This window comes from Hymenobacter cellulosilyticus (genome assembly GCF_022919215.1).
In the GTDB taxonomy this organism is placed as follows: Bacteria; Bacteroidota; Bacteroidia; order Cytophagales; family Hymenobacteraceae; genus Hymenobacter; species Hymenobacter cellulosilyticus.
Window position 1 is genome coordinate 3,869,055 of the sequence record NZ_CP095046.1, and the last position, 26,996, is coordinate 3,896,050.

General features: G+C 58.7%; 24 protein-coding genes and 3 pseudogenes. 13 read left to right on the forward strand and 14 right to left on the reverse strand.

From position 1 onward, the window contains the following. Positions 1 to 248: 248 nt before the first annotated feature. A pseudogene (locus tag MUN79_RS19085) lies at positions 249 to 1,288 on the forward strand (NAD(P)-dependent alcohol dehydrogenase). An 84-nt stretch (positions 1,289 to 1,372) separates the two neighbouring features. Here the strand turns inward: MUN79_RS19085 and MUN79_RS19090 are convergent. Beyond that, positions 1,373 to 2,374 (reverse strand): 3-oxoacyl-ACP synthase III family protein, encoded by a 1,002-nt coding sequence (locus MUN79_RS19090; RefSeq protein WP_244678361.1) that lies wholly within the window; start codon positions 2,372 to 2,374, stop codon positions 1,373 to 1,375. 113 nt (positions 2,375 to 2,487) lie between these two features. After that, positions 2,488 to 3,639 carry a glycosyltransferase gene (locus MUN79_RS19095; protein WP_244674199.1) on the reverse strand — a complete coding sequence of 384 codons (1,152 nt, stop codon included), beginning with the start codon at positions 3,637 to 3,639 and terminating at the stop codon, positions 2,488 to 2,490. Between the two features lie 282 nt (positions 3,640 to 3,921). Here MUN79_RS19095 and MUN79_RS19100 point away from each other — a divergent pair. Continuing rightward, positions 3,922 to 4,739: pseudogene (locus MUN79_RS19100) on the forward strand (2,3,4,5-tetrahydropyridine-2,6-dicarboxylate N-succinyltransferase). A 79-nt stretch (positions 4,740 to 4,818) separates the two neighbouring features. Then, positions 4,819 to 5,223: a hypothetical protein gene (locus tag MUN79_RS19105; protein ID WP_244674200.1), complete on the forward strand. Its 405-nt coding sequence runs from the start codon at positions 4,819 to 4,821 to the stop codon at positions 5,221 to 5,223. A 49-nt stretch (positions 5,224 to 5,272) separates the two neighbouring features. Here the strand turns inward: MUN79_RS19105 and MUN79_RS19110 are convergent. The 3 genes and pseudogenes from MUN79_RS19110 to MUN79_RS19120 form a co-directional block, all read right to left on the reverse strand. Further along, a pseudogene (locus MUN79_RS19110) lies at positions 5,273 to 6,222 on the reverse strand (isoaspartyl peptidase/L-asparaginase family protein). Between the two features lie 79 nt (positions 6,223 to 6,301). Further along, positions 6,302 to 6,841 carry a peptide-methionine (S)-S-oxide reductase MsrA gene (msrA, locus tag MUN79_RS19115; RefSeq protein ID WP_244674202.1) on the reverse strand — a complete coding sequence of 180 codons (540 nt, stop codon included), beginning with the start codon at positions 6,839 to 6,841 and terminating at the stop codon, positions 6,302 to 6,304. A 440-nt stretch (positions 6,842 to 7,281) separates the two neighbouring features. Next, positions 7,282 to 8,172, reverse strand: a complete 891-nt coding sequence (locus MUN79_RS19120) for a 3-hydroxyacyl-CoA dehydrogenase family protein (protein WP_244674203.1) — start codon at positions 8,170 to 8,172, stop codon at positions 7,282 to 7,284. A gap of 354 nt (positions 8,173 to 8,526) precedes the next feature. Between MUN79_RS19120 and MUN79_RS19125 the strand changes: the two genes are divergently transcribed. After that, the gene (locus tag MUN79_RS19125) at positions 8,527 to 8,697 is read left to right on the forward strand and encodes a lmo0937 family membrane protein (RefSeq protein WP_244674204.1); all 171 of its coding nucleotides are present in this window, start codon (positions 8,527 to 8,529) and stop codon (positions 8,695 to 8,697) included. A gap of 93 nt (positions 8,698 to 8,790) precedes the next feature. Here MUN79_RS19125 and MUN79_RS19130 read toward each other — a convergent pair whose 3' ends face one another. Continuing rightward, a complete protein-coding gene (locus MUN79_RS19130; RefSeq protein ID WP_244674205.1) occupies positions 8,791 to 9,606 on the reverse strand; it encodes a hypothetical protein in 816 nt (271 codons plus the stop codon). 18 nt (positions 9,607 to 9,624) lie between these two features. Further along, positions 9,625 to 11,247, reverse strand: coding sequence for an ABC-F family ATP-binding cassette domain-containing protein (locus tag MUN79_RS19135; RefSeq protein WP_244674206.1), 1,623 nt, complete (start codon positions 11,245 to 11,247; stop codon positions 9,625 to 9,627). A 365-nt stretch (positions 11,248 to 11,612) separates the two neighbouring features. Between MUN79_RS19135 and MUN79_RS19140 the strand changes: the two genes are divergently transcribed. Both MUN79_RS19140 and MUN79_RS19145 read left to right on the forward strand, forming a co-directional pair. Continuing rightward, complete coding sequence (locus MUN79_RS19140; protein ID WP_244674207.1) at positions 11,613 to 12,083, forward strand: DUF4199 domain-containing protein; 471 nt, start codon at positions 11,613 to 11,615, stop codon at positions 12,081 to 12,083. Positions 12,084 to 12,327: 244 nt separating this feature from the next. After that, positions 12,328 to 12,735, forward strand: a complete 408-nt coding sequence (locus MUN79_RS19145; protein WP_244674208.1) for a hypothetical protein — start codon at positions 12,328 to 12,330, stop codon at positions 12,733 to 12,735. A gap of 79 nt (positions 12,736 to 12,814) precedes the next feature. Here MUN79_RS19145 and MUN79_RS19150 read toward each other — a convergent pair whose 3' ends face one another. Further along, on the reverse strand, positions 12,815 to 13,174 hold the full coding sequence (locus tag MUN79_RS19150) for a hypothetical protein (RefSeq protein WP_244674209.1): 360 nt from the start codon (positions 13,172 to 13,174) through the stop codon (positions 12,815 to 12,817). 210 nt (positions 13,175 to 13,384) lie between these two features. On the opposite strand from MUN79_RS19150, the gene MUN79_RS19155 reads away from it, so the two are divergent. After that, the gene (locus tag MUN79_RS19155) at positions 13,385 to 14,161 is read left to right on the forward strand and encodes a murein L,D-transpeptidase catalytic domain family protein (protein WP_244674210.1); all 777 of its coding nucleotides are present in this window, start codon (positions 13,385 to 13,387) and stop codon (positions 14,159 to 14,161) included. A gap of 92 nt (positions 14,162 to 14,253) precedes the next feature. Here MUN79_RS19155 and MUN79_RS19160 read toward each other — a convergent pair whose 3' ends face one another. Further along, positions 14,254 to 14,448 (reverse strand): hypothetical protein, encoded by a 195-nt coding sequence (locus MUN79_RS19160; protein WP_100335980.1) that lies wholly within the window; start codon positions 14,446 to 14,448, stop codon positions 14,254 to 14,256. 191 nt (positions 14,449 to 14,639) lie between these two features. Here MUN79_RS19160 and MUN79_RS19165 point away from each other — a divergent pair, with 191 nt between their 5' ends. Together MUN79_RS19165 and MUN79_RS19170 are read left to right on the forward strand one after the other, a co-directional pair. Next, a complete protein-coding gene (locus tag MUN79_RS19165) occupies positions 14,640 to 15,449 on the forward strand; it encodes a M48 family metallopeptidase (RefSeq protein WP_244674211.1) in 810 nt (269 codons plus the stop codon). Between the two features lie 111 nt (positions 15,450 to 15,560). Next, a complete protein-coding gene (locus tag MUN79_RS19170) occupies positions 15,561 to 16,466 on the forward strand; it encodes a diacylglycerol/lipid kinase family protein (protein WP_244674212.1) in 906 nt (301 codons plus the stop codon). Here MUN79_RS19170 and MUN79_RS19175 read toward each other — a convergent pair. After that, positions 16,417 to 17,676 (reverse strand): metallophosphoesterase, encoded by a 1,260-nt coding sequence (locus MUN79_RS19175; RefSeq protein WP_244674213.1) that lies wholly within the window; start codon positions 17,674 to 17,676, stop codon positions 16,417 to 16,419. The two genes, MUN79_RS19170 and MUN79_RS19175, sit on opposite strands and share 50 nt — an antisense overlap. A 68-nt stretch (positions 17,677 to 17,744) precedes the next feature. Continuing rightward, positions 17,745 to 18,380, reverse strand: coding sequence for an LON peptidase substrate-binding domain-containing protein (locus MUN79_RS19180; protein ID WP_244674214.1), 636 nt, complete (start codon positions 18,378 to 18,380; stop codon positions 17,745 to 17,747). A gap of 136 nt (positions 18,381 to 18,516) precedes the next feature. On the opposite strand from MUN79_RS19180, the gene mtgA reads away from it, so the two are divergent. After that, positions 18,517 to 19,260, forward strand: a complete 744-nt coding sequence (gene mtgA, locus MUN79_RS19185; RefSeq protein WP_244674215.1) for a monofunctional biosynthetic peptidoglycan transglycosylase — start codon at positions 18,517 to 18,519, stop codon at positions 19,258 to 19,260. Positions 19,261 to 19,285: 25 nt separating this feature from the next. Further along, complete coding sequence (locus MUN79_RS19190) at positions 19,286 to 19,726, forward strand: YybH family protein (RefSeq protein WP_244674216.1); 441 nt, start codon at positions 19,286 to 19,288, stop codon at positions 19,724 to 19,726. A 203-nt stretch (positions 19,727 to 19,929) separates the two neighbouring features. On the opposite strand, the gene MUN79_RS19195 is transcribed toward MUN79_RS19190, so the two are convergent. Continuing rightward, positions 19,930 to 21,099, reverse strand: a complete 1,170-nt coding sequence (locus MUN79_RS19195; RefSeq protein WP_244674217.1) for an App1 family protein phosphatidate phosphatase — start codon at positions 21,097 to 21,099, stop codon at positions 19,930 to 19,932. Between the two features lie 142 nt (positions 21,100 to 21,241). Further along, on the reverse strand, positions 21,242 to 22,060 hold the full coding sequence (locus MUN79_RS19200; RefSeq protein WP_244674218.1) for a M48 family metalloprotease: 819 nt from the start codon (positions 22,058 to 22,060) through the stop codon (positions 21,242 to 21,244). 380 nt (positions 22,061 to 22,440) lie between these two features. Between MUN79_RS19200 and MUN79_RS19205 the strand changes: the two genes are divergently transcribed. Continuing rightward, entirely contained in the window at positions 22,441 to 23,562 is a 1,122-nt protein-coding gene (locus MUN79_RS19205) for a DNA topoisomerase IB (protein ID WP_244674219.1), read from the forward strand. A gap of 77 nt (positions 23,563 to 23,639) precedes the next feature. Here MUN79_RS19205 and MUN79_RS19210 read toward each other — a convergent pair whose 3' ends face one another. Next, complete coding sequence (locus MUN79_RS19210; protein ID WP_244674220.1) at positions 23,640 to 25,229, reverse strand: hypothetical protein; 1,590 nt, start codon at positions 25,227 to 25,229, stop codon at positions 23,640 to 23,642. Positions 25,230 to 25,377: 148 nt separating this feature from the next. Between MUN79_RS19210 and MUN79_RS19215 the strand changes: the two genes are divergently transcribed. Continuing rightward, positions 25,378 to 26,991: a hypothetical protein gene (locus MUN79_RS19215; RefSeq protein WP_244674221.1), complete on the forward strand. Its 1,614-nt coding sequence runs from the start codon at positions 25,378 to 25,380 to the stop codon at positions 26,989 to 26,991. Positions 26,992 to 26,996 lie beyond the last annotated feature (5 nt).

Here is a 26,996-nt window from a genome sequence, read left to right on the forward strand (position 1 = left end):
TTAGAGCCCAAAATTAGGGATTCTGGCTGCAAGTTGGGCCATTAGGCTGGCAGCGTACCCCGCTAATAACGGGAAAGTCCAATGGCTTACCTTCGCAATAGCTCTCCGGCTTGGCACTGTCGCCGGTTTGTCGGGCTCTTTGGAAACATACTAAGTCGTTTGGCTCTTATCGAGCGTAGTAGAATCGGGCCGTCTTTTGCGCCCATCATTTCCAACCTAATCCAAAACCAACCAAACCAAACCCCCTTATGATTCAAGCTAAAGCCTACGCGGCGCAAAGCCCGACAACTGACCTGGCCCCCTGGGACTTTGAGCGCCGGGAAGTAGGAGCGCACGACGTGCAAATCGAAATTCTGTTCTGCGGCGTGTGCCACAGTGACTTGCACCAAATCCGAAACGAGTGGTTTCCGGGCATCTTCCCCATGGTACCCGGCCACGAAATCGTGGGCCGCATCACCAAGGTTGGCGACCATGTCAAGAAATTTAAGGTAGACGACCTGGCCGGGGTGGGCTGCATGGTGGACTCCTGCCAGGTGTGCGAAAACTGCCGGGACGGTGAGGAACAGTACTGCCTGGAGGGCAACACCCAGACCTACAACAACCTCGGCCGCGACGGGCAGCCCACCTACGGTGGCTATTCCAACACCATCGTCGTGCGCGAGGAGTTTGTAGTAAGCGTATCGGATAAGCTCGACCTGGCGGCCGTGGCTCCGCTGCTCTGCGCCGGCATCACCACGTATTCGCCCCTGCGCTACTGGAAAGTGGGCAAAGGCCACAAGCTGGCCGTAGTGGGCCTGGGTGGCCTGGGCCACATGGGCGTAAAATTCGGTGTGGCCTTTGGCGCGGAAGTAACTGTGCTGAGCACCTCGCCGGCCAAGGAGCAGGATGCCAAAGCCCTGGGCGCCCACAACTTCGTGGTAACTTCCGACGAGGCCCAACTTAACGCGGTAAAAGGCAGCTTCGACTTCATCCTCGACACGGTAGCGGCCGACCATGACGTGAGTCTGTACCTGACCCTGCTCAAAACCAACGGCACGCACATCCTGGTAGGAGCACCTTCCAAGCCGCTGGAAGTACCGGCCTTTTCCCTGATTCCGGGCCGCAAAAGCGTGGCCGGTTCTACCATTGGGGCATAGCCGAAACCCAGGAAATGCTGGACTTCTGCGCCGAGCACAACATCGTCTCGGATGTTGAGCTAATCGACATCAAGGACATCAACGCGGCGTATGAGCGGATGCTGAAAGGCGACGTGCGCTACCGGTTCGTCATCGATATTGCCAGCCTGTAAACTGGCGGGATGGGATAGTCAACAAAAAAGGCGGAGCCAGTAGTGGCTCCGCCTTTTTTGTTGGTTGCGCTAGTAGAACTCAGCCTACCACTTAATCAGCGCCGAAGCCCAGGTGAAGCCCGAGCCAAAGGCGGCCAAGCATACCAGGTCGCCGCGCTTGATTTTGCCCTCGGCTACGGCTTCGCTCAAAGCAATGGGCACCGAAGCCGCCGTGGTGTTGCCGTAGCGCTGAATGTTGCTGTAAATCTTGTCGTCCGACAGACCCATTTTCTGCTGCACAAACTGGGTGATGCGCAGGTTGGCCTGGTGGGGAATCAGCATGTCGATGTCGGCGGGCTGCATGCCGTTCTGATCCAGAGCTTCCTTAATTACCTGCGGGAAGCGGACCACGGCGTGCTTGAACACGTTCTGACCGTTCATGTAGGGGTACATGTCCAGCTCATTCTCCACCACGTACTGCACCCGGTTGTTGCGGTTCGAGCCGGGCTCTTTCACAATCAGCTCCTCGGCGTGCTCACCCTGGGAGTGCAGATGAGTGCTCAGAATGCCGTGACCTTCGCGGGTGCTGGGGCGCAGCACCACGGCGCCGGCGCCATCCCCGAAAATAACCGACACGGCCCGGCCGCGGGTACTGATATCGAGGCCCGAGGAGTGAATTTCGGAGCCTACCACCAGCACGGTGTCGTACATGCCGGTTTTCACAAACTGGTCGGCCATGCTTAGCGCATACACGAAGCCCGAACACTGGTTGCGCACATCGAAGGCTGGAATGGGGTCCTTAATGCCTAGTTCGCGCTGCAGCAGCACGCCCGAGCCCGGGAAGAAATAGTCGGGCGAGAGGGTGGCAAACACAATCATCTGCACGTCGTCGGGCTGCAGGCCGGCCATTTCCAGGGCCTTACGGGCCGCGTTGGCGCCCATGTTGGCAGTGGTGTCTTTGCCTTCTTCAAACCAGCGCCGCTCCCGGATGCCGGTGCGCTCCTGAATCCACTCGTCGGTGGTTTCCATGAGTTCGGTGATGTCGGCATTGGTGACGACGCGGGAAGGAACGTAGTGGCCGACGCCGGCAATTTCGGATTGACGCAGTGTGCTCATATCAGGGAAGTGGGAATACTCAGGGGAAACGGAGCAGAAAAAAAGGAGGCGAAGATAGTAAAAACCGCCTCTCATTTCCCGTAACGGCCGGCAAAGGTCGACAGTTACCGGATAGTATCCAGCAGCCGCCATAATTTTGTCGCTTCGGCCTGCCAAAAGGCCTCGGCAGGAAGGCCGTGCGGGTAGAAAGAAGACGTTGTGAGGGCCTCAACAACGCGGGTGGGTAGATTCGTTTCCGTAAAATCTACTACCACTCCTGCCTGGTGCCGGGCCACGACTTCCGTCCAGTACGGATTGTCCGGAATCAGCACGGGCAGGCCGTTGGCCAGATACTCGAAGAGCTTGGTGGGCACGCAGCGCCAGGTGCTTTCGTGGCGTCGGTAGGGCAGCAGGCCCAGGTGGCTGCGCCCGATTTCGGCCACAATCTGCGCGTGCGGCACCAGCGTGTCGCCCCCGATTAGGGTAACGGCACCGGCCGCGCCCGCAATGACCTGGCGCAGCTGCTGTAGCTGCTCGGGGCGCTGACAAAACCCGATAATTGTGAGGTGGGCCGCGGGCCAGAGCTGCCGCAGGCGCTGGGTAAATTCGATGGCCTCGAACACTCCGTTGAGCTCGGAAATCGTACCCGAATACAACAGCCGGAGCTCTTGCCCTGGTTGAGGAAGAAGCCGGGCCTGGGTGGGAATTGCTTGCCCGGGTTGGGGCTCAAACTTGTTTTCCAGCACCACCGTGCGCGGCTGCGTGGCAAAAGGCAGCTCGTCGGCGTAGCTGCGTTCGGCCAGTATAATGCCCGCCGCCCGAGACGCCGCGGCCGTTTCGAGCCGGCGCACCAGGGCGGCCAGCCAGTCTCGCAGCCAACTGGGGTAAACCTGCTGGGTACGAATATTCAGGGCGTAGTTTTCCCGCACGTCGTAGAGAAACTGCCGCTGCCCGGGGCGCAGCCGCTGCCAAAGCAGCGTGAGCGGCAACAGTTCCGGAGCGTGTACCACCACCACGTCGGGCTGCAGGCGGCCTAGCAGGCGCCAGTAGCGGAGCTGGGCGGCCAGCCGTTGCCAGCTTAGCCGGCTGCCGCGCAGCAGCGAGTGAAACTGCAGCCCAGCCGGAGCATTGGCAGGAGTAGGGGCCCAGCGGCCGGCAATGTGCACCGTGTGCGTTTCGGCGGCCCGCCCCACGAGTGTGCGGCCATACTTGCCGTACATGCGCGTGTCGTCCAGGGGTTTTAGAACGGAAGCCAGAAGAAACGTGGTGGGCTGCATTGGTAGGCCAAAGATGCCACTTCTGCCAAAAACTTCGGTCTTTCGCCTACCAGAAGCAGTTGATTGGTTTGTAGCCACTCATCATTGCCGAACTCCCACGTGGCAGCTTTGAGTTGATAGTTGCCATAGTCTGGATCAACTAGAATTATCCAGCCTGTAAAGATTGAGGCTGCCGGGCGCTGTTTCGGGCTCGGAGAGGATGGCGGTAGTTTTACCAGAGTCCTGTACCAACCCCGACCATTTTGATGCTAGTTTTGCAACTCATTTTTGCATTTCCTTCGCATGACCAACCTGCAAGCTACCATAGAAGCTGCCTGGGCCGACCGCAGCCTCCTTCAGCAATCTGCCACCACCGACGCCATTCACGCCGTCATCGAGGAGCTCGACAAGGGCCGCCTGCGCGTGGCCGAGCCCACTGCCGACGGGCAGTGGCAGGTAAATGACTGGGTGAAGAAGGCCGTTATCCTGTATTTCCCCATTCAGCAGATGGAAACCATTGAGCTGAAGCCCTTTGAGTACCGCGACAAAATGCGCCTCAAAACCGACTACGCCAGCCAGGGTGTGCGGGTAGTGCCCCGGCTACGGCCCGCTACGGCGCATTTTTGGCTTCGGGCGTTATCCTGATGCCGAGCTACGTCAACATCGGCGCCTGGGTAGGTGAGGGTACCATGGTCGATACCTGGGCCACAGTGGGGTCCTGCGCCCAGATTGGCGCTGGCGTGCACTTGAGCGGGGGCGTAGGCATTGGCGGCGTGCTGGAGCCCGTGCAGGCTGCTCCGGTTATCATCGAGGACGGCGCCTTCATTGGCTCGCGCAGCATCCTGGTGGAAGGCTGCCACGTGGGCAAGGAAGCCGTAATCGGGGCCGGCGTGACCATCACCGGCAGCACCAAGATTATCGACGTGACGGGTGCTGAGCCTGTGGAGTACAAAGGCTTCGTGCCGGCCCGCTCGGTCGTTATTCCCGGCTCCATCACCAAGAAATTCCCCGCCGGCGAGTACCAGGTACCCTGCGCCCTGATTATCGGTCAGCGCAAGCCCAGCACCGATTTGAAGACCTCATTGAACGACGCCCTGCGCGACTTCGGCGTATCGGTTTAAGCCGGCGGTGAAGCACGCAACTGCAACTACATTCCGATACCGGCCCCGGCTGATTGTCAAGTCCTATCTACAGATAAACTTGTTTATCATCGTTTGCCTGGGCATAGGAAAGTGGCTGAATAAAGAAGATCCGAAATGGTCGGTGCCAGTGTTACTGGTAGTGCCTTGCCTGATGAATGCATTTCTGTTAGTGCACTCCCTGCTGAAACCACCCTTGACCGGCATCAGCATTGATTCTGCTACCGGAACGGTAGTTGTGAGCCGCTGGCTTCGCAGCCCCCAGGCGTTTGAATTGAGCCATCTAACCAGCGGCTTCGGGCATACTACTGTAAAAGGAGTGAAGCACGAGTACTGGGCGTTGGCAGACGGTCTGGAAATAGTAGTTAAAGTCACCCCCATGGTTGACGGGTGGCTTAGAAAAGACCTTGCGCAGCTTAACCAGCTCTTTGGTAAGCGAATCCAGTCCAACAAAAAAGCCCGCTAATTAGCGGGCTTTTTTGTTGGACTGGTCTTCCGGCTTGAGGGCCCAGCGGCTACTTCAGCTGCTTGTCCACTTCCTCTTTCCAAACCGCCACAAACGGCTCTTCCGCATCGGTCTGGTAGGCGCAGCGCATCACGTTTGTGTTCGACTCGATGGTGAAATTGCCATCCGGGTCGACGGCGATGATGCCCCGGTCGCCGGCGAGCTTGTCGGCGTACATTTCCACGGCTTCGCGGGCGGCCTTGTCGATGGGCATCTTCTTGTACTTGCGCAGGGCGTACACCTCGTGGGCCACGCCGGCCAGCATGATGATTTCCCCGTCGCCGGTGGTCGAGACGGCGCAGACTTCGTTGTTGGCGTAGCCGCCGCCGCCGAAGATGCAGCTGTCGCCCACGCGGCCACGCAGCTTGCCCTCGATACCGCCGGTGGAGGTAGCCATGGCCAGGTTGCCGTTCTGGTCGAGGGCCACGGCCCCCACGGTGTCGTGCTTGTTGGCGCTTTCGGCCTCGGCTCCCTGTAGAATACTCATCCACTCCTCTCGCTGAGCGTCGGTTTTAAAGTAGTTGGGGTCCTGCAGGGGCAGGCCCTGGGCCAGGGCAAATTCCTGGGCGCCCTCGGCCGTGAGGAAGGAGTGCTTGCACTTCTCCATCACCATGCGAGCTAGGCTGACCGGGTTCTTCACCTGCTTCAGGCCGCTCACGGCGCCGCCGCGCAGCGTGCTACCGTCCATGATAGAGGATTCGGTTTCGACTTCCCCGTTGATGTTGAACATGCCCCGCGCCCGGCGTTGAACAGCTCGTTGTCTTCCAGGCTTTTCACGGCGGCTTCCACCGCGTCGAGGGCAGCCCCGCCCGGGCCAGGATTTCGGAACCGGCCATCAAGGCTTGTTTGAGGCCCTGCTTGAGCTTTTCCTCTTTTTCCGGGGGATAGTCGAGGGTCGGTGTTGACGGCACCGCCGTGAATGACGAGTACGTATTTGCGTTTGGTGGGAGAAGCAGGCATTGTAGGCAGATGTAAAGGGTGAAAACAACAAAAGCACGGCCCGGGCCGTGCTTTTGTTATGTTGAGCTTGCGCGAAGCGCTACGCTACCGACTTTTTGAGTTTGTCGCCAAACACGGCTTTCACCTTGTCGACTTTGCTCTTAACCACGAACTGGCAGTAGGGTTGGTTGCCGTTCAGGTTGTAGTAGTTCTGGTGGTAAGCCTCAGCGGGATAGAACTCCTTGAGGGGCACAATTTCGGTGGTAATCGGCTGGTCGAAAGCATTGGCTTCGGTGAGCTTCTGCTTGTACTTCTCGGCCAGGTGCTGCTGCTGCTCGTTGTGAAAATAAATTCCCGAGCGGTACTGCGTGCCCACGTCGTTGCCCTGGCGGTTGAGCGTCGTCGGGTCGTGGGTTTTCCAGAACACTTCCAGCAGTTCCTCAAAGCTGATTACCTGCGGGTCGTAGGTAATCTGAATTACCTCGTTGTGCCCGGTCAGGCCGCTGCAGACTTCCTTGTAGGTAGGGTTGGCAATGCGCCCGCCGGTGTAGCCCGACACCACTTTCTGCACCCCGTTCAAGTTCTGAAAAACGGCTTCGGTGCACCAGAAGCACCCGCCGCCAAATGTGGCCTGTTCCATTATTCTATTTCTAAAGTCCAAATCAAATACCGAATACTGTATAAGCGAATTCAGGCCCTGAAGGTTTCAAGCTGAGCTGTACAGGCCTGTTGAGTGTGCTGCGCGACAGTAGCCCTCGGCAGTATACTGGCACAAGTCCCGCCGCATTTTTGGAAGTGGTATAGTGCTCCGGGACTTGTGCTGGCAGGCTTTCGAACTACTTGAAGTGCCCCGGGACAAGTCCGATGCATTTTTGTAGTTGCAAAAGGCGCTCGGCACAAGTCCCGGGATGCTGCATGAAATGTAAAATCCCGTCGGGACTTGTTCCGAGGCCCTACGTGCCCTCAGAAAGCAAGCTGGGACTTGTGCTGACGGCTTAAACCAATTGCAAAAGCCCTTCGCGACAATTCGGGAAGGGCTTTTGCAGCGAAGAATGATTCAGGGCTACCGTGCCCTATGCTTTACTTCTTGAACCGGTCGGCTACGATGAGGTCTTTGGTGCCGTGGCCCCAGGAGTAGAACCCCTCACCCGACTTCACGCCCAGGCGGCCGGCCATTACCATGTTCACCAGCAGGGGGCAGGGAGCGTATTTGGGGTTGCCCAAGCCTTCGTGCAGCACCCGCAGAATGGCCAGGCACACGTCCAGGCCGATAAAGTCGGCCAGCTGCAGCGGGCCCATGGGGTGGGCCATGCCCAGCTTCATCACCGTGTCGATTTCCTCCACACCGGCCACGCCCTCAAACAGGGTAATGATGGCCTCGTTGATCATCGGCATCAGAATGCGGTTGGCTACGAAGCCGGGGTAGTCGTTTACCTCGGTCGGGGTTTTGCCCAGCTGCCGCGAAATATCCATGATGCGCGTGGTCACCTCATCGGAAGTAGCATAACCACGGATAACCTCTACCAGCTTCATAACCGGCACCGGGTTCATGAAGTGCATGCCAATAACCTTGTCGGCGCGCTTGGTCACGGCTGCAATCTTGGTAATGGAAATCGAGGACGTATTAGAGGCCAGAATGGCGCCTTCGGGGGCGTGCTGGTCCAGGTCGCGGAAGATTTGCAGCTTGAGCTCCACGTTTTCGGTAGCGGCTTCCACCACCAGCTCTACGTTTTGCACGCCGTCGGCAATGCTGGTAAAGGTGGTAATGCGGCCAAGGGTCGCCACTTTGTCGTCTTCTGAGAGGCCGCCTTTGGCTACCTGCCGGTCCAGGTTTTTGCCGATGGTGCCCAGGGCTTTGTCCAGGGCCGGCTGGTTGATATCAATGAGCGAGACGGAAAAACCATGCTGGGCAAATACGTGGGCAATACCATTGCCCATCGTACCCGAGCCAATAACGGCGACATTCATCATGTAGAGCAGAAAAGAAGGGTGGGGAGAAAAATGCGGACTGCTTCCGGCACAAGAACCGGGAAAGGTGGCGCAAAGCTAAGCTGAAATCCTGGGCAGGCCAATCCAGTCAAAGGAAAGCCTAAGCCGAAGGGATAAAAATATAGAAGACCGAAAAAGCCGGTTTTTAGCTCGCTAGGGCAAGTTTTGAGCTCAACCGGACTAGAATTAATTAAATTTTTTTATTACGATATATCCTTTTGCCAAGGCCCGCGTACAAATCCGCAAATCCCCTTACCAGCAACTTCCAACCACTAACAACTGCTGAGAAAAGGATTTGTTTTCTTCTTTCACCTTCCATTCCAACCACCAACCACCATGGGAAATCTGCTGTATATCATCGCCGTAATTCTGATCATCATTTGGGCCCTGGGCTTCTTCGGCGTACTAGGTGAAGGAATTCACAACAACAGCCTGATTCACGTGCTGCTAGTTATTGCCATCATCGCCATCCTGCTGCGCGTGATCCGCGGTGGCCGCGTAGTGTAACTACGGTCATTGCCCTTTAGTCTGAAAAAACAAAGAGCGGGCTCCCACCAAGTGGGAGCCCGCTCTTTTTGTGCCCGCAAAGCAAGCAGCTGGTTACTTGCTCAGGTTGTACAGGAAGTTGAAGCGAATCTCGGGCTGCCCGTAGGGCGAAGTGCGGAAGCCCTGGGAGTCGATACCGTCGTTGAAGTTGTAGAGTACTACAATGTCGGCGGCCATCCGGTCGCCGAGCATGCTGCGGTAGCCCGCACCCGCCAGCGGGGTATTGAGCGTGCGGTTCAGCTGAGAGGTTTGCGTGTCGTACTCGGCCTTGAGCATGGTGCGGGTTACTTCGTACTCCAGGTGAGCAAAGAAGCTGCCGACCACCATATACTGGGCAAACACCTTCACGCCTACGTTATTGGATAGTACCCGCTTGGGATATTCCACCTGGGCTAAGGTGCGCATATAGTTGCGGTAATCCTCCGAGTAGCTCAGGCTATTATAGGAGTAGCTCACCCCGGGCCCGATAGAGAACTTCTCATTTACCCGGTAGCCGATAGCCGGGGCCAAGCTCACGTTGAACTGGCCTTGCCCGGCGTAGCTGCTGTAGCCCAGGCCCACGTTGGTGTAGAGAAAGTACTTTTTCAGCGGCTTGGGCTGCTCCGAGGCGCGGCTGCCCTTGGGAAACTCCAGACCCGAGGGCGAATTCGGATTACGCTGGGCCGGCAGGGGCTCGTCCACGGGTGGGGGCGCCGGTACTGGCACGGCCGGGCGCTGCGTGGGCTGCGCCGGGCGCGGCGCACTGCCGGGAGGGGCCGTGTTCAGCTGGGGCTTTTGCGTGGTGCGAGTAGTATCCGTTTGAGCCAGGGCAGCCGGAGCCGCCGCCATTCCGGCCCCAACCAGGGCCAGCGTAATCAGAATTCGTTTCATAGCAGGATGCTAACGAGATTAAGAGACAAGTTGGTATTTGCGCTGCCGCAACGCTTTGATTTGGTCATCGGCCAGGTACTCCTCGTACGTCATGCGGCGGTCAATAATTCCGTCGGGCGTAAGTTCGATGATGCGGTTAGCCACGGTTTCAATGAACTGCAAGTCGTGGGAGTAGAACAGCAGGGTGCCGGCGTAGTCGCGCAGGGAGTTATTGAGGGCCGTGATGCTTTCCAGGTCGAGGTGGTTCGTCGGGTCGTCGAGTACGAGCACGTTGCCGGATTCCATCATCATCTTGGAGAGCATGCAGCGCACTTTCTCGCCCCCGCTCAGCACGTTCGACTTCTTCTGCGACTCTTCGCCCGAGAATAGCATGCGGCCCAGAAAGCCGCGAATAAAGCTTTCGTCTTTCTCGGTCGAGTACTGCCGCAGCCAATCCACCAGGTTCAGGTCGGTGTCGAAAAATTCGGCGTTTTCGCGCGGGAAGTATGAAGGGGTAATCGTGGTGCCCCACTTGAAGTCGCCGGAGTCGGCCTTGATCTGCTCGAACAGGATGTCGAAGAGGAGGGACGCGGCCCGGTCGTCGCGGCTGATGATGGCCACCTTATCTTTCTTATCAAGCGAGAAAGACACGTTGCGGAACACTGGCTGGCCATCCACGGCCTTGCTCAGGTTCTCGACGGTGAGCAGCTGGTTGCCGGCTTCGCGCTCGGGCTTAAAGGCAATGTAGGGGTACTTGCGCGAGGAAGGCTTGATTTCGTCCAGGGTCAGCTTTTGCAGCAGCTTCTGGCGCGAGGTGGCCTGCTTCGACTTCGAGGCGTTGGCCGAGAAGCGCCGCACGAACTCCTCGAGTTCCTTGCGCTTGTCCTCGGTCTTTTTGTTCACCTCCTGGCGCTGCTTGAGCACGAGCTGGCTCGATTCGTACCAGAAGGAGTAGTTGCCGGGGTACATCGTGATTTTGGAGAAGTCCAGGTCGGCCATGTAGTTACACACCGCGTCCAGGAAGTGCCGGTCGTGGCTGACCACGATAACCGTGTTCTGGAACGAGTCGAGGAAGTTCTCCAGCCACAGCACGGTCTCGGCGTCGAGGCCGTTGGTTGGTTCGTCGAGCAGCAGCACGTCGGGGTTGCCAAACAGGGCCTGGGCCAGCAGCACCCGCACTTTGTCGGAGCCGCCCAGGTCACCCATGAGCGTGTTGTGCTTGTCTTCGCCAATACCCAGGCCCGAGAGCAGCTCGGCCGCCTCGTAGTCGGCGTTCCAGCCTTCGAGGTCGGCAAAGTCGCCTTCGAGCTGAGCAGCCCGCTCCCCGTCGGCGTCCGAGAAATCGGGCTTGGCGTAGAGGGCATCCTTTTCCTCCATCACCTTCCACAGCTTGGTATGACCCATAATCACGGTCTGAAGCACCGGATATTGGTCGTAGGCAAATTGGTCCTGGCGCAGCACCGACAGGCGGGCACCAGCGGGCATGTCCACCGAGCCGGTGTTGGGCTCAATTTCTCCCGAGAGGATCTTGAGGAAGGTGGACTTGCCGGCTCCGTTAGCCCCAATGAGGCCATACACGTTGCCGGGCATGAATTTAATGGTTACGTCTTCGAAAAGGATGCGCTTACCGTAGCGCAGGCTAACGTTGGAAGTACTGATCATATGAGGAAAAAAGCGAGGAAACCTGGAATAAGCCCGCCGCAGAAGCCGGCAAATAAGTCAATCGAAGGGCAAAAATAGACAAAATGCGTGGGGCATAATATTTCGGACACCTTCCTGGCTGCTACTCGTGAGCACGGCACGTCTGAAGAAGGCCTTAAGGGGAAGAGCATGGCCTAAAATACTGCCCTGAAGCCATGCCTAAGGGGTAAAAAATAAATTATGACACAACATCCTTGCTCAGAACCAAGTATATAAAACCCAACTGCCTTGGATAGTGCTGCACGCGGATTTCCTCAACAGTCCCCACCGGGTTGCAGTTCCGAAGCAAGCATTGTCTTCATCATACTCTTTTTTCCCTTCGTATTATGAATAGCGTAAACATCACCCCCGAAAAAAATGGAATCCGGTACGGCCTGTTCACGGCTGCCGGTATGATTGTATATTTTCTGCTGGCCTCTATGCTGCACCTGACCGAGCGGGTAGAATTCAGTTTCCTTAATGGCGTAGTTCTGGCCATTGGTATCTGCATGGCCATTGCGCACTTTAAGCGCGTCCGCAACGACAAGATGCCCTACCTGCAGGGCTTTGGTACGGGCATTATTACGTCCATCGTCGCCTCGGTGATATTTGGTCTGTTCTTCGTTATCTACACAGTTATCAACCCCAGCATCATGGATCAGCTCCGGGCTCGCGACCTGTTCGGCTTCGACTTGTCGGTGACGATTGCCTTCCTGGCCATTCTGCTGCAGAGCGTGATGTCGGGCGTCATCATTTCGCTGGTGGCAATGCAGTACTTCAAGAGCCCTGACCACAAGCCAATTGAAGGCATTGAGTAAGCAGCCTGGACTATTCTAGAAAAGGCCGATTCCAGTCTATGGAATCGGCCTTTTTTTATGGTGAAAATGATTTTCGGCGGAACCTAGACAGTTAAAAACTATGTTGATAATGCGGTTGAGATTTTGACAAAATGAATATATATTTGGACAATATATAGCGCGTGAAACGGTTAGAGGGTTCTCTACATGCTTTCATGCCTCATTTAGTCGAATCGCAACTTGTACGCTTTTTACTACCGCTCCTATGAAATCCCTATTGCTCACATTGACCCTGTTTTTGAGCCTGGCCACGGCAGCCAGTGCCCAGAAGAAAGATAAGCACGCCGAAATGCCCGGCTCCGAGCAGATCTCCGAAGCCCGGGTAGCCGACCTGACCCGGCAGATGTGCAACCAATTGCACCTGAACGAGGCCCAGTACATCCGGCTGCGCGAAGCCAACCGCATCAAGCTGGCCCGCCTCGACGAGATTCAGTGGCAGTACAAGGCCGACCCCGGCCAGCAGTCTGCCAAGATTGCCGAGCTTGAGGCCCAGTACGAGATTGAGTGCAGCCGCATCTTGACGCCTTCCCAGCTGAGTATGTTCCACAATCAGCAACAGCAGCAGGAAACGGTGCCGGCCCAGCCCGCTAATAATGAGGGTGGAATCGGCTAAGCTTACAAATCTGTTACAAGTAAAAAGGCGGCTTTCCCAAGTGGGAGAGCCGCCTTTTTTATTAGATCTTTAGGACAAGCTAATGACGCGTGGGGGCTCGTTCGTAGAGAACTTCCGTGACGGTGCCCAGAGGGCCAAAGCGGAGCACCAGCTTGTTGGCCGCGGAGCGTTGGTGGGTGGGCTCACACTGGGTGCCGGGCTCCAGGTAGTAGAAGTATAGCTTTTCGGTTTGTTCACTGAGCTCTTCCTCATCGGGGCGGCCAAAGAGAGCATCAATATCATCGGCGCGGGTACCGTAGAGCAGCTCCCGGTGCTGCTGCAGGGCAGGCAACTGAGCCTGACGCCGGTTTTGGCAGGCGTAGGGGTCGTGGCGCCACACCTCAGCATCGAAGCCGGGCAGCTCAGTTAAGGCGTGGCCACAGCCGCTGAGTAGCACCATTCCAAGCACGAAAAGCAGTTTCGGACGAATATGCATAAGCGGGGAACAACCGGGAACCGGTGGTAGGAAAGAGTCGTTAGACACGCCAAGAAGCATGCGTAGCGCAAAAGTACTAGATTTGTATAGCCACGCTCCCGGCATTCTTCTTTTACCGTCATTTTAGGCCGATTCCAGCCCATGCCCAACCCACGGACTGCCTTTGCAGGCTTATTGCTGACCGCACTTTCGTTTCTTGCTTTTGCCGCGCCGGCTACCGCGACCGACAATCCCCGGAGCACTCAACATGCGGCGGCTTCGGCCAACGCCGCGGCCCGGAAGGCCTTCTACACCGCCGCCTTCGAGCAGCACATGCTCCTGACGTACACCCAGAGTGGGCTGACCCAAAGTGGCCTGTCCCTGAGCGTTTTCCGGCAGGCCCTGATTGGATACTATAACCTGCAGCAGCGGGGCCTGGCTTCCACGGCCAAGCCTTTGCTCACCGTTATCGACTTTAGCCGCTCTAGCCGCCTGAAGCGCCTGTGGGTTATTGACCTGAAAAAGCAGCGGGTGCTGTTTCACACCCTGGTGGCCCACGGCAAAAACACCGGCGAAGAGTTTGCCAAGGCCTTTTCCAACAAGAACGGGTCGGAGCAAAGCAGCATCGGCTTTTACGTGACGGGCAACACTTACACTGGCAAGCACGGCCTCTCGCTGAAGCTGCAGGGCCTGGAGCCCCGCTACAACAGCAATGCCGCCAGCCGGGCCGTAGTGGTGCACGGGGCCGAGTACGTGTGCGAGGATTTCGTGCGGCAGCACGGCCGGCTGGGCCGTAGCCAGGGCTGCCCGGCGCTGCCCACGGCCCAGGCCAGCAGCATTATCCGGGCCATCAAAGGCGGCTCGGTGATTTATGCCCACGCCCCGGCCACGGTGAATTATACGTCCTCGTTTTTGCAGCTGGACCCTGCCCTTACTGCCTTTGCCCGCACCCAGGGCATTGCCAAGCTTTAAATTGTTGTTCTAGTTGTCTGTTGTTCGTTCATAGAAAAACCCAGCCGGATTGGCTGGGTTTTTCTGCGTTTACAGGGTTGTGGTGCGGGTTTTTAGGCCCGGTCACCGGTGGCTTTTACCAGATTAATGCCGGCAAAGAAGAAGATCAGGCCCACGGCAAACGGTACCAGGGAGTTCATCTTGCTCAGGCCCAGCCCTCCGATCTGCAGAAAGCCCAGAGCTCCCGCAATGATGCCGAGTATACCTAGAATAGTCAGAATGGCGCCGAAGGTGCGTTTTTGATTCATATGAAAGGAGCAGTTAAGAAGCGGAAAGGGAAAAAAATACCCGGGAAGGAGCGGGTCTTGGCCTGATACGCAGATAACTGCATTTTGGGTATATAGGACCAGCACAACCCTGCTACCAGCTTCGCGTTACAAGCGAAACAGCTCCTCGGGGCTGATTTTTCATCCGCCCACTACCAACTTACCCTACTGCCATGAGAGGAGGACTCCGCTACATAATTGCCCTGATAATTGCAGGCTTCTCATTTGTAACCTATTACTGCAAGCGCTCCACCAACGAAGTAACCGGGGAGGTGCAGCACGTCGATATGACGGCCGAGCAGGAAATTGCCCTGGGCCTGCAGGCTGCTCCCGAAATGGCCCAGCAGTACGGCGGCCTGCATCCCGACCGGCAGGCCGCTGCCCGGGTCGAGGAAATCGGGCAGCTTCTCGTGCGTAGCACCAAGGCCAGCCAGACGCCCTACAAGTTTCAGTTTCACCTGCTGGCCGACGAAAATACGATTAATGCCTTTGCCCTGCCCGGCGGCCAGATCTTCATCACGGCGGGTTTGCTCAAGAACCTGCGGACGGAAGGACAAGTGGCCGGCGTACTGGCCCACGAAATCGGCCACGTAGTAGGCCGCCACTCGGCTGAGCAGGTAGCTAAATCCAACCTGACCCAGGGCCTGACCGGGGCCGCCGCCATTGCCGTCTACGACCCGGACCGGCCCAGCACGGCCGCTGCCGCCGCCGCTACGGCCATGGTTGCCAAGCTGGTGACCATGCGCTTTGGGCGCGAAGACGAGCTGGAGTCGGACCGTCTGGCAGTAGATTTCACTGCCCAGGCCGGCTATAACCCCGAAGCCATGGTCCAAGTAATGCAGATTCTGGAGCAAACCGGGGGCGGCAGCCGCACGCCGGAGTTTATGAGCACCCACCCCAACCCCGGCAACCGCATCGGGGAGATTCAGAAGGCTATTGCCACGGAGTTTCCGCAGGGGCTGCCCGCCGGCCTGAAGCCGTAATTCTGATGGCTTACTTTATTGAAACTTGAACTGTGGCCGGGCGTAAGCTCGGCCACAGCGCGTTTAATGCCGTACTTACAAGCACTACCCCGATTTAGAATCCGCCCTGCTATGACTTCCCCACCCATTCTTTTGCGCCTCCTGTTCGTTCTGAATCCTATTTCGGGCGACATTGATAAGACGGAACTGGAAGACACCATCTCGACCTTTTGCGCGGAACGCGGCCGCAGTGCTGCCTTTTTTCATACCTCCGGCAACGATGATTTTGCCAAGCTCAAGCAGTATATCAGTCAGCAGTCCTACGACGCGGTATTTGCGGCTGGCGGCGACGGTACCGTGAGCCTGGTTGCCTCCGTCTTAGCCGGTACCAAGCTGCCGCTGGGCATACTTCCCCTGGGCTCGGGTAATGGCTTATCCAAGGATCTGGGGATTCCGCAGGACCAGCAGGAGGCCTTGCGCCTAATCTGGGACCACCAAGTGCGCGCCATCGACACGCTGCGGGTGGGGGACACTTTCTGCGCCCATTTAGCGGATCTGGGCTTTAATGCCCTGGTAGTGGAGCGTTTCTGCAGCGGCGACACCCGCGGGCCGGGTGCCTACGTGCGCATTGCCATGCAGGAATACCTGGGCTATGAGCCGGCTGTATACCGCATCACTACTGACCGGGAAACCTATGAGGGCGCCGCGTTTATGGTCACGGTGGCCAATGCTAATACGTTCGGCAGCAATGTGGTTATTAACCCAGATAGCCGGGTCGACGACGGGGAATTTGAAATCTGCCTGATTGAGCCGTTTCCGGGCACCGCCGCGCTGGGAATTCTCTATCAGCTCTACACCGATGCCTTCGACGAGTCCGTCTACACCAAGCGCCTGCGCTGCCGCCACGCTACTATAGAAGTGCCCGGCCATGAGGAGGCCCTGGTGCAGGTAGATGGGGAGCCCCAGCAGGCTCAGTTGCCCCTGCAGGTCACGATTGAGCCCCGGAGCCTGCGGATGCTGTTGCCGCTGACGACGTAGTGGCAGCCGATGCGGCTACCAGCTTTTTGCGGAATACTTCCGCTCCCACAGGAGTATCGGCAGTAGAGGCGGGCTCGTAGGTGCGCAGCCAGACTTCGCCGCCGTGGTAAAACTCCAGGGCAAAAAAGCCTTTGTGCTCGTGGGTAAAGGTTGACTTGCCGCCGGGCTGTACGAAGGCCGTTTTGCTGCCCGACCCGCTGACCAGATAATGCCCCTGCCGGTAGTGGAAGTACTGCAAGTTGTGGTCGTGGCCGGCGGCATAAATGATGTTGGGAAACTGGTGTAATACCCGCAGCAGGCGGCGGCGCATCTTGCGGTAGCGGGGGTGGGACATATCTTCGGCGGCCCCAATCAGCTTGCGGTAAACCGGAAACAGGGAGCCAATAACTGGTAGCGGTACGTAGGCTTTCTTATGAGCCGCCGTCAGCGGAAACAAGTGCTGCTTGGTGGTAAATTTGCCCCCGTGCATGGCGTTGGAATAAAGCGGATGATGCCCCGCCACTACTATCTGCTGGTGGCGGTTGTGTTCCAGAATTTCCTGGAGCTGGGCAAAGGGCTCTTTGGAGTTGCTCACCGTGCAGCCGTACTCCGGCCCCAGCGGGCGGGGCCCGTTCTGCACCCACCACTGCGTATTGAGCACCACCAGTAGCAGGCCCTCGGCCAGCTGCACCGTGACCGGGCCCGGACAGCCTTGCGGGGGCAGGTAATGCGCAGTAGGAAGGTGTTCCAGCACGTAGGCTTCCTGCCTCAGAACGTACTGGTAACCATCGGGGCGGCCCTTGTTCCAGTCGTGGTTGCCGCTAAGAAAAATTACCCGGCCGGCGTACTGCTGAAAGGCGTCGAGCTGCGTATCCAGCCGCTTTTCGGCGGCAGCCCGGCCCGGATGAGTTGGCGCCGGAATGCCCGTTGGGTACACATTGTCGCCGAGAAGAACCACGCTGCTTGCCGCACCCGCCTCCCTAAGCCAGTGCTGCAGCAGGTTGAGCACCGGGTCCTGCCCATCGGTAGCCACCGCACCCAGGTCCCCGACTAAAGCAATGCGGTAGCGCAGGCGGCCGGCTTCCGGAGTCTGAATGGCCCAACCCGCCTCGGCCGGGGCCACGTAGGGCTGCCGCCGGTAGCGCCGTTCCAGGGCGTAGCGGTACAGCAGCCACAGGGCCAGCCCCACTACCAGAGCCAGGGCGAAATACACAAGTTGGGCGAAGGTCACCAAGCGGGAGCAGAGTCAGAAACGGTGAATAATCAGGAAGCTGGTGGCCCAGCGCCCTGTGGAGGAGCTTAAAAGTTGGGCGGCGTCAGGTTCTTGAAGTGTCCATTGAGCCGGGCCCGGTCCTTGAGCCGTTCGGTTTCCATAATCACGGGCAGAATGGTTTCCAGATGCTCCAGCACAATTTCCTGCCGCTCCAATTCACTGGTGGTAGCCAGCAGCTGGTATTCCTGCTCCGTGGTCAGGCCCAGGTTATGGGCCACGTCGTAAATGCGGTAGGTGGGAGGCAGGTCCACGAAGAGCTTGCGCAGTCCCAGGGCCGTGTAAAGCTGCTGCACGTACTCCGTAATGCGTCCTTTCAGGTCGGCATCCTGGTCGGGGTCGTCGGCTACCTCCTCAATGGTGCCGGCGGCGTAAAGCTTACCGGGGGCCTGGCGGAAAAACTCCCGGATGCGGAACACGCCCACCGCTTTGGTGCGAATGTCCATTTCTCCGTTCTCATACTGCTTGTCGATACCAACCAGCTGCATTTCGGTGCCCAACTCGCTCACCCCATCGTTGAGGTAGGGCGGAATGCCGAACGTGAGGCCGGTTTCCACACAGTCGCGCACCAACTGGCGGTAGCGGGGCTCGAAGATGTGCAGGTTGAGTTTTTCGCCGGGGAAGACGACCAGGTTTAAGGGAAACAGGGCTAGGAGACGGGGCATACAGAGAGAACAGACAAACCGATAAAAAGTACGGCGAATTGCCCGGCGGGTACGGCGGTGCGGCCACAATTCCGCTATTTTTGCCCGCAGGACCTACTTTAGGTCCACGAAAAGGATTTAGCACAACCCGCAACGAGTGGCGAATTATTCACAGTATTGGCGCCAGGCCTGGCGGATCGGCTTGCAGGTAGTGGCCGCTTTATTCCTGACTTCCATTGCCTGGGTGCTGGTGTACCGCTGGGTGTCGCCGCCGGCCACCTGGCTGATGCTGGAGCGCCGGGCCCACGCCCCGGTGGGCAAGGGCTACTACGGAATTCGGGAAGACGGGCGCCGCATCAGCTACGACTTCAAGGGCCTCGACGAGGTGTCGCCCCATGTACCGCTGGCGTTGATAGCGGCTGAAGACCAACTGTTTCTCAAGCACCATGGCTTCGACTTCAACGCCCTGCAAAACGCGGTAAAGACCAACATGCAAGACGGCAAGAAGCTGGTGGGCGGCAGCACGATTTCGCAGCAGGTAGCTAAAAACGTGTTTCTCTGGCACGGCCGCAGCTACGTACGCAAGGCTGCCGAAGCCTATTTCACCATGCTCATCGAGCTGCTCTGGGACAAGCGCCGCATCATGGAAATGTATCTGAGCGTAGCCGAAATGGGCGACTGTACCTTCGGGGTTGAAGCCGCTTCGCAACGGTACTTTCATAAGCCGGCCAGTCGGGTAACGCCGGCCGAGGCAGCCTTGCTGGCGGGTGTGCTGCCCAATCCGCTGCGGTTTCGGGCCAGCAACCCGGGCCCCGCGGCCCGGGCTAAGCAGCGCCGGGTGATGCGCAACATGCGCCGCCTGGGTGGCATCAATTACGTGCGGGAGTTAGTGGAAGAATAATCAGTTAAACCCGCTCTGTCGGCCCATGAAAAAGCTACTCATCCTCCTGGCGCTCGGCGCTACACTGACTACTTCCTGCTCCCAGTCGGAGCGGCCGGAGCAGATTCGCAGCACCATTCAGCAGGTGCTGGCTGCCCAAACCGCCGCCTGGAACCGCGGCGACGTGACGACCTTTATGCAGGGCTACTGGCAGTCTGACTCCCTCGTATTCATTGGCAAGAGCGGCCTGACATACGGCTGGCAGCCCACTCTTGACAACTACCGTCGCACCTATCCTGATGCGGCCACGATGGGCCAGCTCCGGTTTTCCAACCTGCGTATTACGCCGCTGGGTTCGGACGTTGCTCAGGTAGTGGGACGCTGGCACCTGGCCCGCCCCGCCGCTGGCGACCTGACGGGCCACTATCTGCTCATTTTTCGCCGCATCAACGGTCAGTGGGTCATCGTAGCCGACCACTCCAGCTGATCTACCCAGTGGAGGAAACCCGTCATTGCGAGGAAGAATGACGAAGCCATCCGTCCTCTGAAACGTGCTCAGCCCTCTTATGTGAAAAGCCCTTTATCGAACTACCGATAAAGGGCTTTCTGGTAAAAGGTCACTTGTCACTGGCAGAGGACGGATGGCTGTGCTTCGCTCGCCATGACAGGCGGGTGTTAGTACATTAAAAACTAAGCGCCTTGCTCTTGCGCCTCACCGGGGTCTTCGGGGGTGGTTTCGTCTTTTTGCTTTTCCTCAACCACGGCTGGAATGGCCTCGGTAAAGATCAGGCCATTTTTGGCCGCGTGCTCGGCCGCCTGCACCGTGTCCTGCACCAGCAGCATTTCTACTTTGTCGCCACGCAGCTCTTCGGAGACCTTTTCGACCAGGGTGGCCCGGTCGGGGCGGAGCACGTCGCGGATGTAGATGGCCAGGATCCGGCCCGGGTGGCGCCGCACCACTTCGCGGTAAATATTGGCGTCTTCCTGCCCGCTGTCGCCGATGAGCACGAAGGGCAACGTGGGGTAGGTAAGCAGGATGTTGTCGATTTCGCGCAGCTTATGTCCGTGGTGTTCCGAAGGGTCCTTAGCCGCCTTCCGGACCATGGCAAAGTCGCGCAGCAGCAAGGGACCGGGCGGAATCTGGTTCAGGTTGAGAAAGTCTTCCAGCAAGTCGTACAGGTTCCAGGGGCTGCTGCTGACGTAGAAGAACGGGTTGTTGCGCTTGCCGTTGCGCCCCAGCTGCAGGGCCCTATAAAACTCGGCTACCCCTTTAAAAGGCAGGCGGGAGCGGGCATTGCGCAGCAGCACTGTGCGGGCCATGCGCAGAATATCCGTGGCCGAGGTTTGAATAACCGTGTCGTCCAGGTCGCTGATGATGCCATACTCGGCGTCGGCTGGCGGAATCAGGACTGGAGCCTGGGAGCGGAGCCCGACGGGTAGCGTCAGGGGCTGGGGCACCGACTGGAGCAGCACATCCACCGGGTACCACATAAAATCGATGGGCTCGGGTAGGGTCTGGGGCTCCAGGTTCAGGGAGAAATATCCTTCGTCGTCGGTCACAACCAGGTGCTCGGACTGATCGGCGGGGCGTACCAGAAGCTGGGCCCCGGAAATCTCGTTGCTTTCAAACCGCCGGTACATGTTCAGCAGATTGCTCCAGCGTGAATCGTTGGGGTCGGGCTCCCCAATACCCTTGTCGGTGAGCAGGCGGCCTTTTATGTAGAGCCGGGTAGGCGTGCCGTAGCTGCGGTAGGGGACAATCTGAAGCGGATCGAGCAGACCTAGGCGGGTGCGGGCCCGCAGAATCAGGTCGTCGGCTTTTTCGGCCCAGTCGCCGAGTTTGTTGAGTAGAGGAGCCATAGGTACGGGCAAAGAAAGCAAGCAATTCGCAAAGCCATACGCAGGCAGGCCCCGGGCAAGTTGCCCGCACGAGCTATTCTCCTCCATAAAAAAAGCCCGCCCGGATTCCGGGCGGGCCTTGAAAGCCGTGCAGCAGAGCCGTTTAGGGCAGCACGCGCTTGAGTGTGGCCAAGTTCGTGTCCGACTCGGTCGATTTCACGCAGCCCAGCTCTTTGGCCTTGTTCTGAATAGCTTCAATCCGGTTATCCGGATCGGGGTGAGTGCTCAGGAAGGCGGGCGGGTTGGTGTTGCCTTCGTTCTTGGCCTTAATGAAGAAGCCGGCCGCGCCGTCGCAGGTGTATTTGGTGCCCTGTAGATAGATAACCGAGTACTGATCCGCTTCGCTTTCCGCGTCGCGGCTAAACTTAAGCTGGCCCAGGCCGGCCGCTATCTGCGCCAGCTGGTTAGGGTTATTGCCCAGTACCAGGCTCAGCAGAAAATCGATGCCGTACTGGGTCTGGAGCTGCTTGGAGGTGTGACGCCGGTCGGCGTGGGCAATTTCATGGCCCAGCACACCGGCCAGCTGCGACTCCCGGTCGAGGTACTTAATAAGGCCGGTGTAGACGTAAATGTGCCCGCCGGGCGTGGCAAAGGCATTTTTATCGTCCTTCTGCACAATTTTTACGTCCCATTTAAACTGGTCCCGATACGTGAGCTTGCCGTTGTTAAGCACTTCGTTTACCACGTTGTCAAGGGCAGCATAAGCATCCTTGTTGCTGGCACGGTCCAGCAGGCGGCCGTACTCGGCGGGTTTAGTGCGCATGAGCTCATCAGTTTGTTGAGCTACTGAGTCGCCAAGCGCAATATCGTCCTTGACGGAAAATAGCACCACGCCGTCACCGTCTTTTGAGCAGGAGGCGGCCCCGAAAGAAGCGGCTAGTACGCCAGCCAGGAGCCAGGACTTGAGGAATGAACGATGCATGAGAAAGGTATTAAATAAGGAGTAGAAGATGCGGTTATGGCCGGGCAGAAGAAAAAACGGTGCCAAAAGTCTCTCGCCCGATACGCCCCAAAACCGGCTTCCGTTACTTAAATCCGCTTTTTTAACGAAAGGCAACAGCTTCCAATTGAAGTTGAGTACTGATTTTCGGCTGTTTAACCACGCTGGCGTCGGGCAAAAGGCAGCAGTTTCGGCGGGGTGAAAAATAATCTGGCCGATAACTGGACTTGGCCGGGTAGTAGCTGGCACTGACCGTAACCCGGGCTAAAGGGCCATAGTGTCGGGCTTACCTTCCGGGCTTTTCTGCGTAGACAGCTAAACCTGCCGCGCCAACTTCGGCCCGCGGCGAATTCTTTGCCTGTATGCCCTCCACTGCCGCGCCCCGCCCCAAGGTCAAGAAAAAGCACCTGCCGCCCCTGCAAGAAGCCCACGATTTGTATAAAGACCCTGCCCGGCAGGCCGAGCTGGCCGGTCTGCGGTATTTGCCCGACACCAAAGCCGGCCTAACCCGCAAAGCCGGCCGCACGGGTACCTTTTCGTACGTCGATGCCAAAGGCGAGAAAATTACCGACGAGAAAACGCTCAGCCGCATTAACAGCTTCGTAATTCCGCCGGCCTGGACGGACATCTGGATTGCGCCTTCGGCTAATGCCCACCTGCAGGTAACCGGGCGCGACGCCAAGGGCCGTAAGCAGTACATCTACCACCCAGCCTGGGACCAGGCCCGCAGCCTTACCAAATTCAGCCGCCTGCGGGCTTTTGGGGAAAAGCTGCCTGAGCTGCGCCAGCGGATTCAGCACGATTTAAAGCGCCCCAAGCTGGACCGGGAGAAGGTAATTGCCCTGGTGCTGACGCTCATGGATCAGTCCTTTATTCGGGTCGGCAACAAGGAGTACGCCAAGAAAAACAAGAGCTACGGCCTGACCACCCTGCGCGACCGGCACGTGGAAGTGGCCGGCGACGAGGTGCACTTCACCTTCGTAGGCAAAAAAGGTGTGCCCCACGACGTAAGCCTGCACGACCGGAAGCTGGCCCGCCTGGTGCAGAAGTGCAAGGAAATACCCGGGCAGCACCTGTTTCAGTACTACGCCCCCGACGGGCACCGGGCCGAGCTGGAATCGGGCGACGTGAATGAGTATCTGCAGCAGGTTACGGGCCTGCCCTTATCGGCCAAAGACTTCCGCACCTGGGGCGGCACCGTGAAAATGGTCGAGTGCCTCGAAACCGTGTTGCATCAGGAGCCCGAACTGCCCAAGGACAAGGTACTGAAACGGGCCGTGAAAGACGTGGCCGCCGGCCTAGGAAACACGCCCACCGTGTGCAGCAAGTACTACATTCATCCCCAGGTGGTGGAGCTGTTTCACTCCGATAAGCTCATCGACTACCTGCGCCGCCACGACGCCGACCCCGCCGAAAATGACCTGCTCACGCCCACCGAACACATGGTGCTCGACATGCTGCAGGAAGTGGATAAAGGCAGCTGAGTCTCTTCAGCCTCAATTATCAAAAAGGGCCGCTGAATAACTCAGTGGCCCTTTTGCATGTATCTGGTAAGTTTCGGTTAATATCCTTCCCGGTCGTAGGCGTGCATCTGCACGCCGGCGCTGGTTTTGTCTTTGAAGTCGTGGCCCCGCTCAATGGTGTTGCCCCGCTTGGTGTCGTAATAATAGGTCCACTTGCCCCCGCGCTGCACCCGGGAAGTATTGATAATGGCGTCCTCGTTAGGCCCGCCATACACGTCTACGCGGATGCTGCGCTTCACTTCTCCCCGGATTTCGAACACGTCCTTGCCCCGCAGGCCGTGCAGCACGATGCGCTTGGTTTCGGCGGGGTGGAAGCTGCGCCGGTACAGCAGCGTGTCGCCAGCAGACTTTTCGCCTTTGTCCAGGATGCGGTACACACTCACCACCGTGGCCGTGTCCGACTGCCGCTCCACTACAAAGTGTTCGGCCTGGTCGGTGCCGGCCACAGTGACCAGGCGGGCCAGCTCCCGGTAGAACGTGTCGGCCGCCTTGGGCAGGTTGGTACGCCGGGCTCGTAGCGCCTCGGCCGTGCGGGCTCCTTCCTGGGCATACACCGGGGCCGGAAACCGCCGCAACGCCCGGGCCACTACGCTGTCGTTGAGGCGCAGCTGCAGGTCGTGGGCCAGGGCCTGAAACTGCGCCCGGCTTACTTCCGACAAGGCTCGCTCATCAATAAAGCGGGCATTCTTCATCAGGCCGCCGATGTCCTCATACTTGGGCTTAAAGGTGCGAAACTTGCGTACGGCCCAGCGGCGGCTGGCCAGCCACGGCACCAGACCGTCGCTAAACCGGTAGAATACCTGGTCCCGGTCTTTGGGTACGGCCCGGTACAAGGTGCGCCCGTTGCGCTCATACACAGCCCACTGCCACTGTCCCTCGTGCCGGTCCCAGTCGCCCAGCCACAGGTCCAGGAGCCGGGCCCGAGCAAAGGCGAGCTGGTCAATCTGGTGAGTCGGGTCGGCGTAGCGGGCCTCCAGCATATTGTCGCTGTCTTCCAGGTCGCGGGCGGCGCCAAAGGCGGGCGTCAGATTTTCCGGGCCTTCGTACTTTTCTTCCAGCATCACCACTTTGCCTTGAAACAGGTTGGAGGAAGGGCCCAGGTTGGTTTCATCGGGCCGCACGTAGAAGGGGCGGGGATTGGTGTGCAGCACGCCCGCCGCTTCGGCCAGCGGCGACACCACAAAGGCCGCGTACGGGTTGGCAGCCGAAGTGGCATCCCGCACGATGTTGAGCGCAAACGACTTGCGCATCACCTTGGGCAGGGTTTTGTACGGGTCCTTGTCCAGAGTGCGCAGGGCATACTGCCGGCCCTTGGCGCCGTTGAGGGTGATGCTGGTGCTCTGAAAGCCACCGCCCATCTTGCCCGCCTGCAAGCCCCCGGCCACGGTTGTGCGCATGTCCAGCACGGGAAGCGTGACAGGTGTGGCCCAGATATGGCGGTAATGCTTGCCCCAGAACAGCTTGTGCACGGCGCCCCGTTGGTAGTGCCGCCCGACGGTGACCCGCACAGTGTCGGTCAGGACTGGGGTAGTGGTGGCAGGCATGCGGGCATCGGCTTGAAAAAAATTCTGCCGCACGCAGGATGTGCAGTACAACACGGGCAGCAGCCAAAGGTAACGATAGGTCATTGAGGCGAAGAAAAGGCAGAGCTTGAGTCCTTCAACGCAGGTTTCGGGCAAAGGTGGACAGTAACTAAGCACAACCGCTACCGGCTGCTTTGCGCTATAAGGGCAGGATTGGCTTCCGCCCATCAATTTTTCGCTTTTCTCCGCGCCCGTGTCTTTACTCCATAATGTGTGCAGCCCGGCCCTGCTGAGCAGCGCGCTACTGAGTGTGCTGCTCCTGGATTCCTGTTCGGCCCCGGCAGCCCCCGGGGGCTTACCACCCGTCATCCGGCCCGATTCCACGGTGCAGGTAGCCGCGGGCACCCAGTATCTGCGCGGACCCATCCACCGGTTTTTCTGGGGCAAGCACTACCGCAAGCTATGGGCCACGCCCGTGGAGGTACCGGTATTCAACCTGCGCACGGCCGTGCCCGGCGGGCTTATCCCGGTGCAGGAAGGCGGTAGCTTCCAAACCAAAAACCTGCGCCTCGTTGATCAAAGCGGGGTGCAGTACGTGCTGCGGTCTGTGGATAAGGATGCCACCAAAGCCCTGCCCGAGGGCCTGCGCGACGGGCCCATCGGGCGGCTAATGAAAGACCAGACCAGCGTTATCAACCCCTACGGCGCCTACATTGTGGCCCCGCTGGCCGCCGCCGCCGGCGTGTATCACACCAACCCGCGCCTGGTCTATATTGCCGACGACCCCGCCCTGGGCGATTTTCGCCAGAGCTTTGCCAATGCGCTATACCTGTTTGAGGAACGCCCCGAGGGCGACCAGCGGGCCGTAAGTAGCTTCGGCCGCTCGGCCAAGGTGGAAAGCTCCCGCAAGGTGTTTACCAATCTGGTGACCAACAATCAGCACCGGATTGACGCGCGCTGGTATCTGCGGGCCCGCCTGTTTGATATGTGGCTGGGCGACTGGAGCCGGCGCGAAGACCAGTGGCGCTGGGCCAGCTTCCCGGCCGCTGGCGGCTCTACCGTGTACCGGCCCATCCCGCGTGACCGGGACCACGCCTTTTTCAAGTTCGACGACGGCTTTTTTACCCACATCATTGGCTGGGTGAAGTCCAACTACCAAAGCTTCCACCAAAAAATCCGCTTGGCCGACGTGGAAGGACTCAACCGCGCCGCCCGGCCCATGGATAAGTCGTTGCTGGTCTACCTCACCGCCCAGGACTTTCAGCAAGTAGCCGACTCCCTGCAGCGCAGCCTCTCCAACCAGGTTATTCACGATGCGCTGGCTCTGTGGCCTAAAGCAGTATATGCCGAAGCCGGCGGCGAGTTCACCGAAAACCTGCAGGGCCGCCGCGACCAGCTCAAGGCCGTAGCCAGCCGTTTTTACGAGCTGCTGGCCCAGGATGTGGAGATTCCCGGGACCGACGCGCCCGAGCATTTTGTGCTGGAGCCCACCGGCCCTGGCCTGTTACGCGTGAGCCACTACAGCCTGCGCGCCGGCCGGCCCGACAGCCTAGTTGGGCAGCGCACCTTCGACTACCGGCAGACGCGTTCCATCAAGGTATTTGGGCTCGGCGGCAACGACGTGTTTGAGTTGCGCGGTTTGCCCGACCACCGCTTTGCCCTCGGTATTTACGACGGAGCTGGTCAGGATCTGGTTAAACTCACAACACCCACAAATGCCGCCAAGACGCCTACTTCGGTGATGGTGTACGACAGTGGCGACGGAAACACGCTGCAGGTTGCCAAACCGGTGAAGGTGGAGCCTTATATTCCCGCTGCCACTGAGTTCGACGCGGCGGGATGGTTGCTGCGCCACCGCTTATTCTAACTTCA

Excerpts from the sequence above, each read along its gene's own strand:
- MUN79_RS19135 (WP_244674206.1), bottom strand. The coding sequence starts at position 11,247 with ATGATCAGTACTTCCAACGTTAGCCTGCGCTACGGTAAGCGCATCCTT.
- MUN79_RS19130 (WP_244674205.1), bottom strand. The coding sequence starts at position 9,606 with ATGAAACGAATTCTGATTACGCTGGCCCTGGTTGGGGCCGGAATGGCG.
- MUN79_RS19165 (WP_244674211.1), top strand. The coding sequence starts at position 14,640 with ATGAGAGGAGGACTCCGCTACATAATTGCCCTGATAATTGCAGGCTTC.
- MUN79_RS19145 (WP_244674208.1), top strand. The coding sequence starts at position 12,328 with ATGAAATCCCTATTGCTCACATTGACCCTGTTTTTGAGCCTGGCCACG.
- MUN79_RS19195 (WP_244674217.1), bottom strand. The coding sequence starts at position 21,099 with ATGGCTCCTCTACTCAACAAACTCGGCGACTGGGCCGAAAAAGCCGAC.
- msrA (WP_244674202.1), bottom strand. The coding sequence starts at position 6,841 with ATGGAACAGGCCACATTTGGCGGCGGGTGCTTCTGGTGCACCGAAGCC.
- MUN79_RS19140 (WP_244674207.1), top strand. The coding sequence starts at position 11,613 with ATGAATAGCGTAAACATCACCCCCGAAAAAAATGGAATCCGGTACGGC.
- MUN79_RS19200 (WP_244674218.1), bottom strand. The coding sequence starts at position 22,060 with ATGCATCGTTCATTCCTCAAGTCCTGGCTCCTGGCTGGCGTACTAGCC.
- MUN79_RS19160 (WP_100335980.1), bottom strand. The coding sequence starts at position 14,448 with ATGAATCAAAAACGCACCTTCGGCGCCATTCTGACTATTCTAGGTATA.
- MUN79_RS19095 (WP_244674199.1), bottom strand. The coding sequence starts at position 3,639 with ATGCAGCCCACCACGTTTCTTCTGGCTTCCGTTCTAAAACCCCTGGAC.
- MUN79_RS19120 (WP_244674203.1), bottom strand. The coding sequence starts at position 8,172 with ATGATGAATGTCGCCGTTATTGGCTCGGGTACGATGGGCAATGGTATT.
- MUN79_RS19190 (WP_244674216.1), top strand. The coding sequence starts at position 19,286 with ATGAAAAAGCTACTCATCCTCCTGGCGCTCGGCGCTACACTGACTACT.
- MUN79_RS19125 (WP_244674204.1), top strand. The coding sequence starts at position 8,527 with ATGGGAAATCTGCTGTATATCATCGCCGTAATTCTGATCATCATTTGG.
- MUN79_RS19205 (WP_244674219.1), top strand. The coding sequence starts at position 22,441 with ATGCCCTCCACTGCCGCGCCCCGCCCCAAGGTCAAGAAAAAGCACCTG.
- MUN79_RS19180 (WP_244674214.1), bottom strand. The coding sequence starts at position 18,380 with ATGCCCCGTCTCCTAGCCCTGTTTCCCTTAAACCTGGTCGTCTTCCCC.
- MUN79_RS19150 (WP_244674209.1), bottom strand. The coding sequence starts at position 13,174 with ATGGTGCTACTCAGCGGCTGTGGCCACGCCTTAACTGAGCTGCCCGGC.
- MUN79_RS19170 (WP_244674212.1), top strand. The coding sequence starts at position 15,561 with ATGACTTCCCCACCCATTCTTTTGCGCCTCCTGTTCGTTCTGAATCCT.
- MUN79_RS19210 (WP_244674220.1), bottom strand. The coding sequence starts at position 25,229 with ATGACCTATCGTTACCTTTGGCTGCTGCCCGTGTTGTACTGCACATCC.